Source organism: Streptomyces sp. NRRL S-337 (assembly GCF_000720175.1).
Lineage (GTDB): Bacteria > Actinomycetota > Actinomycetes > Streptomycetales > Streptomycetaceae > Streptomyces > Streptomyces siderophoricus.
Window position 1 is genome coordinate 1 of record NZ_JOIX01000142.1, and the last position, 7,075, is coordinate 7,075.

The window sequence follows — 7,075 nt, forward strand, 5'->3', positions numbered from 1 at the left end:
CGCTTCCAAGGACTCAATAAGGAGCGAAGGCGGAGCGCAGCGGAGCGTAAAGCGTCAGCAGTCCACACAACCGGCCCCGGAGGCCCGTCACCGCACCCACAACAAACCCAGCCCGCCGCAGGCGCAACGGCGAACAGCACCCGCGGCGCCGCAGACAACTCCGTGCGGGGCGCCGCAAAGCGCGCAACGGCGACCAAGACCCGCGGCGCCGCAGACAGCCACGTGCGGGGCGCCGCAAAGCGCAACGGCGAGCAACCCCGACGGCGGGACAGCCAGGTACGTGGGGATCACCCCAGCTTCCGCTGGGAGAGCCAGGCCGCCGCCACCCGGTCCGGGTCCTGCTTGTCCTTGTCGACCTTGCGGTTGAGTTCCGTGAGGTCGGCGGTGGTCAGTGCGTTGCCGAGGGTCGCCAGCGCCCGGCGCACCTTCGTGTCGGCCTTGCGGGCGGCGATCAGCGGGACGATGTGCTGGGCGGGGACCAGGTGCCGGGGGTCGGCCAGCAGCACCCAGCCGTTCTCCTTGATGTCGACGTCGGTGGTGAAGACGTTGGCGACGTCGATGTCGCCCTTCTTCAGGGCGCCCTTGACCAGCGGGCCGGACGAGTCCAGGGCCTTGAACTCCTTGAATTCCACGCCGTACCGGTCCTTGAGGCCGACCAGCCCGACCACCCGCTTCTTCATCTCGGCGGCCGCGCCGAACACCAGCTTGCCGCTGACCTTGCGCAGGTCGTCGAGCGACGTCAGGCCGTAGCGTTCGGCGGTCTCCCGGGTCACGGCGAAGCTGTCGCGGTCCTCGGCGGCCGCGTACGGGAGCACCTCCAGGCCGTCCGGTATCACCGTGGCCAGCGCGTTCTGCATCGCGCCGGCCTCGGTCTCGGTGGCCTTCTTGTCGAGGTAGAGCAGCAGGCTGCCCTGGTATTCGGGGAGCAGGTCGATGTCGCCGGAGCGCAGCGCCGGAACCACGATCTCGCGGGAGCCGAGGTTGGGCCGGACGGTGGCCTTGACGCCGGCCGTGGACAGTACGCCCGCGTAGAGGTAGCCGAGGATCTGGTTCTCGGTGAAGTTGGCGGTGCCGATGACCAGGCCACCGCTGCTGTTGCCGCTGTCGCCGCCGGCGCCGTTCCCCTTGAGGGAGGTGATGCCGGAGGAACAGGCGGCCAGCAGAGGTGCCGAGGCGCCGGCGAGCAGGGTGGTCAGGGCGGTACGGCGGTTCATGGCGGGGCTCCTCGGGAGGGGCGGGCGTACGGGGCGCGGGGCGTGGCGGTTCAGCGGGCGGTGGCCGGGCGGCCGCGGAACAGCAGCCGGGTCAGCCCGCCCAGGGCCAGATCGGCGACGACGGCGAGCACGGCGACCAGCACCGCACCGCCGAGCACCTGCACCAGATCGCGCTGGGCCAGGCCGTCGAAGACGTAGCGGCCCAGCCCGCCGAAGCTGACGTAGGCGGCGATGGTGGCGGTGGCCACGACCTGGACGGTCGCGAGCCGGATGCCGGTCATGATCAGCGGCAGCGCCAGCGGCACCTCGACCTGCCAGAGGATCTGGCGGCCGCGCAGCCCGACGCCCTTGGCGGCGTCCTTGACCTCCGGGTCGACGGCCGCCATCCCGGCGTACGTATTGGTGATGATCACGGGCACGGCGAGCGCGACCAGCGAGACGTACACCGGCCACACGCTGAGCCCGCCGGCGAGGAAGACCAGGGTGACCAGGCCGACGGTGGGCAGCGCCCGGCCGAAGGAGGAGAGGTTGACGGCGAGGAAGGCGCCGCGGCCGGTGTGCCCGATGAGCAGCCCGACGGGCAGCGCGATCAGGGCCGCGGCGAGGGTGGCGAGCACCGAGTACTCCAGGTGCTCCAGGACGCGGGTGGCGATGCCGTCGGGGCCCGCCCACTGTGCCGGGCCGGTCAGCCAGGCCGCGAGGTTCTTCAGGAGTTCGAGCATCGGGCCGTCACGCTCGCTTCCACAGCTTGGGGGCGGACCGGGGCGTGCCGCGCCGCCAGGGGGTGCACAGCCGTTGGACGGTCACCAGCAGGGCGTCGGCTGCCAGCGCGAGCAGCAGGGTCAGGGCCACGCCGGCGATGACCGGGGTGGGGAAGTTGCGCTGGAAGCCGTCGGTGAAGAGCTGGCCGAGCCCGCCGTACCCGATGTAACTCGCCACGCTGACAAGGGAGATGGACATCACCGTCGCGACCCGTACGCCCGCCATGATCACCGGGAGGGCGAGCGGCAGTTCGACGGTGAGCAGGGTACGCAGCGGCCGGGTCCCCATCGCCTTCGACGCCTCGCGCACCCGCTCCGGGACCGCGTCCAGGCCCTCGACGGTGTTCCGCACCAGGACGACCAGGGTGTACGCGGTCAGACCGGTGATCGCGGTGGTGCGGGTCAGCCCGGTGACCGGCAGCAGCAGGACGAAGAAGGCGAGCGAGGGGATGGTGTAGAGGATGTTGGACGCGCCGAGGACGAAACCGCGCAGCGGCCGGACGCGGTGCGCGAGGACGGCCAGCGGCAGCGCGATCAGCAGGCCGAACAGGACGGCGGGGACGGCGGTGGCGAGGTGGTCCGCGGTGAGGCGGGTCAGTTCGCCGGCGTGATCGGGGAACCAGCCCCATTCGACGGTCATGCGGGGCGCTCCGCTGGGGCGGCGGCCTCGGGCCCGGGGTCGTCCGGCGCGGGGTCGTCGGGGGTGACGCCCTCGCCGGCGGGCTCGTGGGGCTTCTCGGTGGTGGTCCGCGTCTTCTCGGCGGTGGTACGGCTCGGTGCCGCCGGAGCGGCCGCGCGGGTGGCGTCGGCGTGGCTGCGGCCGGCCCGGTCGTGGATGGCGTCGCGGGAGGTGACGCCGGTCAGGACGCCGTCGGCGGTGACCCGGGCGACCGCCCCGGCCGGTGAGGAGACCGCCTCGTTGAGGGCCGAGAGCAGCGAATCGGTGTCCCGCAGCGGCCGGACCGCGGCCAGCTCCGCCTCGCCGGCCGTACCGCCGGCCGGCAGCGCGTCGGTGTCCAGCCAGCCCAGCGGTTCGCCGCGCGGCGAGGTCACCAGGCGCCAGCGGCCGCCGTCGCGGCCTATCGCGCCGACCGGTTCGTCGGCGCGTATCGCCCGGCCGGGCGCGTGCGGCACGTCGGCGAGGGTGGTGAGCGAGAGCAGCTTCAGACCGCGCTCGGCGCCGAGGAAGTCGGCGACGAAGTCATCGGCGGGACGGGCCAGCAGTTCGGCGGGCTCGGCGCACTGGACCAGCCGGCCGCCGGTGCGGAACACCGCGATCCGGTCGCCCAGGCGGACCGCCTCGTCGATGTCGTGGGTGACGAAGACGACGGTCTTGCGCAGCTCCTCCTGGAGCCGCAGCAGCTCGTTCTGGAGCTGGGTGCGGACGACCGGGTCGACCGCGCCGAACGGCTCGTCCATCAGCAGCACCGGGGGGTCGGCGGCGAGCGCCCGGGCCACCCCGACGCGCTGCTGCTGGCCGCCGGAGAGCTGGTGCGGATAGCGCTTGCTGGTGTCCGCGGGCAGGCCGACCAGCTCCAGCAGCTCCGCGGCGCGGGCCCGGGCCTTGCGGCGGCCCCAGCCGAGCAGCAGCGGGACGGTCGCGATGTTGTCGAGGACCGTACGGTGCGGGAAGAGACCGGACTGCTGGATGACGTAGCCGATGCCGCGGCGCAGCTCGGCGGCGTCCGCCTCCAGGACGTTGCGGCCGCCGACGCTGATGGTGCCGGAGGTCGGCTCGACCATGCGGTTGACCATCCGCAGGGTCGTCGTCTTGCCGCATCCGGACGATCCGACGAGGACGGTGACGCCGCCCTCGGGAAGGTCGAGGGAGAGATCGTCCACTGCGGTGGTGCCGTTCGGGTACCGCTTGCTGACTGCGTCGAATTTGATCATCGGCTGCCCCTTGCCCGGCCTGCATAGTGTCATGCAGAGTCTTAGGCATGTGAATAGAAGTCAATGGGTGGGAGTAAACCCTGTGTGACAACGCGGGTTACCCGAGAGTTCTTCCAGCTCTCCGCTCGGCCACCGTACGGAACCAGGTATCGGAATTCGGCCCACAAAGCGCGTTATAAGAGGGAGTTGAGCCCCTTGATTTCCCACATGCTGGACACCGCCCGACGGTCCGGCAGGCGCATCACCCTCGACGGCACCGCGCTGCGCACCGCCGACGTCGCCGCCCTCGCGGACCGCACCGCCCGCCCCGCGGCCCCCGACCCCAAGGCCCTCGCCCGCGCCGCGGAATCCTGGGACACCGCCCGCCGGCTCGCCGCCACCGGACGCGTCTACGGCCGCAGCACCGGCGTCGGCGCCAACCGCACCGAGGACGTAGAGGCCGCCGACGCCGCCCACGGCCTGCGGCTGCTGCGCAGCCACGCCGGTGCGATCGGCGACCCGCTGCCGGGCCGCGAGGTCCGGGCGATGCTCGCGGTCCGCGCCAACCAGCTGCTCGCCGGCGGGGCCGGCCTCAACCCCGCGGTCATCACGGCCCTGATCACCGCCCTGGACGCCGGCGCCCACCCGGTCGTCAACGAACACGGTGCGGTCGGCACCGGCGACCTGGCCGCGCTCGCCCAGACCGGCCTGGCACTGGCCGGCGAACACCCCTGGCACGGCACCCCCGGCGGCCGCACCCCGGCCCCCGTCGCCCTCGACAACAACGACGCGCTCGCCCTGATCAGCAGCAACGCCCTCACCCTCGGCCAGTCCGCGCTCGCCCTGGACGAACTGCGCCGGCTGCTGGCCGCGTCGCTGCCGGTCGCCGCGCTCTCCCTGCTCGCGGTCGGCGGCTCCTACGAACCGTTCGCCGAACCCGTCATGCGCGCCCGCCCGCACCCCGGCTCCGCGGCCGCCGCCGCCCGGCTGCGCACCCTCTCCGGCGTGCCGCCGCGGCCCAGCCCGCCGCTGGGCCGCATCCAGGACCCGTACGGCTTCCGCTGCCTCCCCCAGATCCACGGCCCGGCGCTGGACGCCGCCGACACCCTGGAATCCGTGCTGACCGTCGAGCTCAACGCCGCCGGCGAGAACCCGCTGATCAGCATCGAGGACCAGGCCGCCTACCACCACGGCAACTTCTACGCCGCCCACGTCGCCCTCGCCCTGGACGCCTTCCGGCTGGCCGTCCTGCAGACCGCCCGGCTCTCCACCGCCCGCCTGGCCGCCCTCTCCGAGCCGGACCTCACCCGGCTCCGCCCCTTCCTGGGCGACGCGGCCCCCGCCAGCTCCGGCGTCATGATCCTCGAATACGCGGCCGGCGCGGCCCTCGGCGAGATGCGCGCCGTCTCCCACCCGGCCTCCCTCGGCCACGCCGTCCTCTCCCGCGGCGTCGAGGAACAGGCCAGCTTCGCCTCCCTCGGGGCCCGCCAGACGCTGCGCGCCGCCACGTACTACCGCCAGGTCCTCGCCTGCGAACTCGTCGCCGCCGTACGGGCATTGCGGATGCGCTCGCTCGAACCCGAACCCGGCCTGCCCCTCACCACCGCCTACGCCCGAGCCGCCGAGGCGCTCGACCCGCGCATGGAGGACCGCCCACTGACGGACGACGTGGCGGTGGCGTCCGGCCTCCTCGACGAACTGGCGGAGGTGTGAGCGGCATGGAGCCAGCCACGAATCCGGGCATGAGCCCGGCCACGATTCCGGGCACGAACTCAGCCACGCCCGGCATGAGCCCAGCCACGGACACAGCCGAAATCGGACGCACCGGTGGACCGGAAGCCCGCCGTGCGGGCGCGCGCCCGGCCGGGTGGCGGACCGGCCACCTGGGCGGGGGAGGGGCCGGACGGGTGGTGGGCCGGGTGGGGGGTCGACTGGACGGTGTGCCAGGGGGCGGATGTGGGGCCGGGCGTATGGCCGGGTGTGTGGTCGGCCGGGTGGCGGGTCGGCCCTGGCGTGTGGGGGTCCGCGTTCCGGCGGGCGGTGAGCGGAAGGATCCCGTAGGGGTGGACCATCAGGCGTACCGCGCGCCGTCCCGAGCCAGGAATTCCGTACAGTCTGTCGACACAGGAGAAGGCCCGCAGCGGGCCGGGAAGAAGAGGCGATGAGCGGGGACGGGGACAACGGCCGCGGTACCGGCGGCGCGCCGGGGGAGCAGGCCGAGGAGGCACGGGACGCGACGGCCGGACGGGTCACGGACGCGGACACCGGCACCGCCGCCCGCCTCCAGAAGCTCTTCGAAGGCCACCGGCTGACGCCCACCCAGCGCCGGATCGCGCACTGCATGGTGCGCCGGGCCGCCGACGCGCCCTTCCTCTCCAGCGTCGAACTGGCCGAACTGGCCGGCGTCAGCCAGCCCTCCGTCACCCGCTTCGCGGTGGCGCTCGGCTTTGACGGCTACCCGGCGCTCCGCCGCCACCTGCGCGAGGTCGCGCCCACCGAGAAGACCGGCGACGACGGCACCGCCAACGAGTACCAGCAGGCGGTCCAGGCGGAGATCGACAACCTCCGTCACCTGGCCGCCGCGCTGGCCGACCCGTCGCCGGTGATCGAGGCCGGCCGCCTCTTCGCCGCCTCCCGGCCGCTGCCCGTCCTTGGCCTGCGCGCCGCCACCGCCCAGGCCGCCGGGTTCACGTACTTCGCCCGCAAGGTCCACCCCGACGTCCGGCTGCTGGACGAGGGCGGCACGATGCTCCCCGACCGGATCGACGCCGCGGTGCGGGCCGGCGCCACCACCTTGCTGTGCTTCGCGCTGCCCCGGCATCCCCGCGAGGTCGTCGAGGCCCTCGCCTACGCCCAGGACGCCGGGCTGACCGTGGTGACCGTCGCCGACAGTGCCTTCGCGCCGGTCGCCCGCCACACCGACCTGCTGCTGCCCGCCGCGGTCGGCACCGGCCTGGCCTTCGACACCGCCTGCGCCCCCATGCTCCTGGGCCGCGTCCTCCTGGAGGCGATGTGCGACGCGCTCCCCGAAGCGCAGGCGCGCCTCGAAGAATTCGATGCGCGAGCCGCGGCGCGGGGCCTTTTCGTGGAATAGCCGCACGTAGCTGTCTGCGGCGCCGTGGTGGTTGCTCGCCGTTGCGCTTTGCGGCGCCCCGCACGTACTTGGCCGTCCCGCCGCGGTTGTTGTTCGCCGTTGCGCCTGCGGCGGGCTGGGTTTGTGGTGGGTGC

The 7,075-nt window shown here is 73.6% G+C and carries 6 protein-coding genes; 2 read left to right on the top strand and 4 right to left on the bottom strand.

The window, feature by feature from the left end; translation table 11 throughout:
* Window positions 1–287: 287 nt before the first annotated feature.
* The 4 genes from IG62_RS0140495 to IG62_RS0140510 are packed head-to-tail and all read right to left on the bottom strand — an operon-like array spanning window position 288 to window position 3,868.
* Entirely contained in the window at window positions 288–1,214 is a 927-nt protein-coding gene (locus IG62_RS0140495; protein ID WP_030816168.1) for an ABC transporter substrate-binding protein, read from the bottom strand.
* Window positions 1,215–1,264: 50 nt separating this feature from the next.
* Entirely contained in the window at window positions 1,265–1,936 is a 672-nt protein-coding gene (locus IG62_RS0140500; RefSeq protein ID WP_030414348.1) for an ABC transporter permease, read from the bottom strand.
* A gap of 7 nt (window positions 1,937–1,943) precedes the next feature.
* The gene (locus IG62_RS0140505) at window positions 1,944–2,615 is read right to left on the bottom strand and encodes an ABC transporter permease (protein ID WP_030816170.1); all 672 of its coding nucleotides are present in this window, start codon (window positions 2,613–2,615) and stop codon (window positions 1,944–1,946) included.
* Window positions 2,612–3,868 carry an ABC transporter ATP-binding protein gene (locus tag IG62_RS0140510; RefSeq protein WP_234326945.1) on the bottom strand — a complete coding sequence of 419 codons (1,257 nt, stop codon included), beginning with the start codon at window positions 3,866–3,868 and terminating at the stop codon, window positions 2,612–2,614. The genes IG62_RS0140505 and IG62_RS0140510 overlap by 4 nt, the downstream gene beginning before the upstream one ends.
* Window positions 3,869–4,075: 207 nt before the next feature.
* Between IG62_RS0140510 and IG62_RS0140515 the strand changes: the two genes are divergently transcribed.
* Both IG62_RS0140515 and IG62_RS0140520 read left to right on the top strand, forming a co-directional pair.
* Window positions 4,076–5,560 carry an aromatic amino acid ammonia-lyase gene (locus tag IG62_RS0140515; protein ID WP_030816174.1) on the top strand — a complete coding sequence of 495 codons (1,485 nt, stop codon included), beginning with the start codon at window positions 4,076–4,078 and terminating at the stop codon, window positions 5,558–5,560.
* 448 nt (window positions 5,561–6,008) lie between these two features.
* On the top strand, window positions 6,009–6,941 hold the full coding sequence (locus IG62_RS0140520) for a MurR/RpiR family transcriptional regulator (RefSeq protein WP_030816181.1): 933 nt from the start codon (window positions 6,009–6,011) through the stop codon (window positions 6,939–6,941).
* Window positions 6,942–7,075 lie beyond the last annotated feature (134 nt).